Below are 2,885 nucleotides of genomic sequence, written 5' to 3' on the forward strand. Positions count from 1 at the left end.
TTAAGCCAAGAAGGCGTAGATGAAGCTGAAATAGCAATGTATATACGTAAAAAAAGCGACGCTGTGCTTAAGGCGTTGGAAAATTTTGTATAAATAAAATGTTTATTTTATCGATGAATAGATTAGGAGGAGTAACGTGAACAATTTAAGGTTTAAATATGTTGGGGATCATATTATACAAGATACTATTCAAAAAGATATATTCTATAAAGTTATAAAAATGATTGATAAAAAGACTATACGAATACCTTACACAAAAATGTATAGAGAAGAGCCACCTAAATGTGTCTTAAACCTGTGTGATAAAAATGGAAATATTTTAAGTGAAAATATTATAAACATATACTTTAGAGATATATCATTTAAGGAGGAGTAACGTGACATTAAGAGTATTCGAGGCATTTTCAGGTGTGGGATCACAACGCATGGCATTAAGAAATATTGGGGCTAATTTTGAAGTAGTAGCTACAAGTGATTGGAACTTTAATTCGGTATTAGCCTATAACGCCATACATACAGAAAATCCAAAAGATTTTACAATTAACAAGACAATGGAAGAAATTGAGAGTTATTTGTATAAAATAAACATTAGTGCTGATGGCAAAGAGCCATTAACATTAAAACAGATTCAAAGATACAATGATAAGAAAAAGAAAGATATTTACAATGCATTTATGAATACTAATAACTTAGGATCGATTGTGGGGATTAATCCTGAAGAGGTGCCAGATTGTGACTTATTTACGTATAGCTATCCTTGCACTTCAATTTCATTAAGCGGTTCCCAAAAGGGGATGGCCAAAGGTTCTGGAACCTCATCATCAATGCTTTGGGAATGTCAAAAAATCATTGAAGCAAAGAAACCTAAATATTTACTCATGGAAAATGTAAAAAATCTAGTTGGCAAAAAATTCAAACCCTTCTTTGATGAATGGTTAGAGTATCTAGAACAACAGGGATATAAATCATTCTGGAAAGTATTAAATGCAAAAGATTATGGAACAGCACAAAATCGTGAACGTACATATTGTATTTCAATTTTAGATTGCCCAGACAGCGTGGAATATAAATTCCCAGAACCAATCCCATTGACTAAATGTTTGGAAGACTATTTAGAAAAAGATGTAGATGAAAAATACTTCTTATCAGATGATAAAGTTGAACAATTAGTTTATAACATGGAGCATACAAATGAAAAATAACATTATTAAAATTGGTAATTATGTTCAAACTGGTGCGTGGAGCGATCAACAAAGAGGTAGAATATATTCTGTTAAAGGTATCTGCCCAACATTGTCTGCTAGAGATTACAAAGACCCATCTAAGATTCTTGTTAGGAGAATTAACAGTGAATCAAGATAAAAAAGTTCTTCAAATTGGTAACTATATCACTACAGGTAATTGGAAGAACCCTCAACGGGGCAGAGTTTACTCCACTAAAGGAATAGCTCCAACTAATAATACAGGGTCTGGAGGTGGTCATATTTGTCAAATACTAGTGAAAAAAGATTAATCAAAATAGGCAAAATAGGTAAGGGAAACATGGTGGGTACCTTGTTTATAATATCAATGGTTTATGTCCCACTTTATTGGCGAGAGATTATAAAGATCCTGTAAAAATATTGGTGAAGAAATGAAATATTATATTTGTGCACTAAGAGGTAGAAAAAAAGATAATAAAAACAAATGGACTCAAAGCCTTGAAATTAATTATTTACAAACATCAAATACTTTAACAACAGTTTTAAAAGATAATTATGTTTTGGAGGTGTTTCAACATAAAAATTAAGAATGCAACAAAGAAAGGGTACATAGAAGCCCATAATGGTGACGGCATTGATTTAGCCTATCCAAATAGTAAAACAAGACGTGGAAGAGTACAGGGGGGGCATACAAACATTGGAAACACATAGCAATTTAGGAACGTTACAAGATTATCGAATTAGAAAACTTACGCCCAGAGAATATTGGAGGCTTATGGCTTTTACAGACGATGACTTTGACAAAGCACAAGCAATTCAGTCGAATTCACAACTTTATAAGGAAGCAGGTAATAGCATTGTTGTTTCTGTTTTAGAAGGTATTTTTACAAATTTAATTGAATTAGATAATAATCTTAATAGAAACGGTTGACAAGTTGCGGAATATAGTGTAGTATAGATATATAAATAAAAGGAGGAAGAATTAAAATGTTAAATGTTCATGATATGAAACGAGGCTCTGGAAAAACAACAATGATTAAGGGTATCATATTAAGCAAAAATTACAAATGTATTTTGCTTGTTCCTGACAAGTCGTTTATCAAACGGTTTGATGATTTATTATTTATGAATGGTAAAATCTTTACCTTCAGTGAATTTATGGACAACACAGATTTAATTAAAGGTAAGGAAAATATCAAAACGATTATTATAGAAGAAGGGTTCTTGGGCACTCCCAGAGAAATTCTTCAATTATATTTTCATATCGGTTGTTTCTTCCCTTATTCTACAGACATCCAAGTATTTGGTACTCCAGTGTCAGATGAGGTGGCAGAAGAAAATAATTATTTACGTAATGAAGTCAAAGAATTAAACTGCAAAGTAGAGGCGCTTAAAAGTGTCTTAATAGATGCAAAGAATGATAAAGAGGAGGATATAAAGATAAGTAATGACTAATACAGATAAAGTTATGCGACCAAATAAGAAGATTGTTGTACTAGATTTTGAAACAACAGGTTTCAACGTATTAAATGGTGATCGAGTTACTGAAGTGGGGGCAATTACTATTGATGGCAAGACTGGAGAAGAAATGGGATCATTCGATGCTTTAGTCTACACGGACAAACAAATTCCTAAAAAAGTACAAGAGTTAACTGGAATCACAAATGAAATGTTAGATAAATA

The 2,885-nt window shown here is 31.9% G+C and carries 5 protein-coding genes; all 5 read left to right on the forward strand.

Annotation, left to right across the window (positions count from 1 at the left end):
- The first annotated feature begins 425 nt into the window (after nt 1-425).
- Nucleotides 426-1,202 carry a DNA (cytosine-5-)-methyltransferase gene (gene dcm, locus K8V80_RS01400; RefSeq protein ID WP_276774930.1) on the forward strand — a complete coding sequence of 259 codons (777 nt, stop codon included), beginning with the start codon at nt 426-428 and terminating at the stop codon, nt 1,200-1,202.
- A gap of 20 nt (nt 1,203-1,222) precedes the next feature.
- On the forward strand, nt 1,223-1,513 hold the full coding sequence (locus K8V80_RS01405; protein WP_276774932.1) for a hypothetical protein: 291 nt from the start codon (nt 1,223-1,225) through the stop codon (nt 1,511-1,513).
- Between the two features lie 356 nt (nt 1,514-1,869).
- Nucleotides 1,870-2,133 carry a DNA cytosine methyltransferase gene (locus K8V80_RS01410; protein ID WP_276774934.1) on the forward strand — a complete coding sequence of 88 codons (264 nt, stop codon included), beginning with the start codon at nt 1,870-1,872 and terminating at the stop codon, nt 2,131-2,133.
- A gap of 74 nt (nt 2,134-2,207) precedes the next feature.
- A complete protein-coding gene (locus K8V80_RS01415; protein ID WP_276774936.1) occupies nt 2,208-2,657 on the forward strand; it encodes a hypothetical protein in 450 nt (149 codons plus the stop codon).
- Nucleotides 2,650-2,885: 3'-5' exonuclease (locus K8V80_RS01420; protein ID WP_276774937.1), on the forward strand; the 236-nt coding region annotated here is incomplete at its 3' end. The genes K8V80_RS01415 and K8V80_RS01420, both read left to right, overlap by 8 nt.

This window comes from Bacteroides coprosuis (assembly GCF_020741705.1).
GTDB lineage: Bacteria > Bacteroidota > Bacteroidia > Bacteroidales > Bacteroidaceae > Bacteroides_E > Bacteroides_E coprosuis.

What these genes read in the sequence shown, in the direction of transcription:
- dcm (WP_276774930.1), top strand. Translation starts at nt 426, where the DNA reads ATGGCATTAAGAAATATTGGGGCTAATTTTGAAGTAGTAGCTACAAGT.
- K8V80_RS01405 (WP_276774932.1), top strand. Translation starts at nt 1,223, where the DNA reads ATGTTCAAACTGGTGCGTGGAGCGATCAACAAAGAGGTAGAATATATT.
- K8V80_RS01415 (WP_276774936.1), top strand. Translation starts at nt 2,208, where the DNA reads ATGAAACGAGGCTCTGGAAAAACAACAATGATTAAGGGTATCATATTA.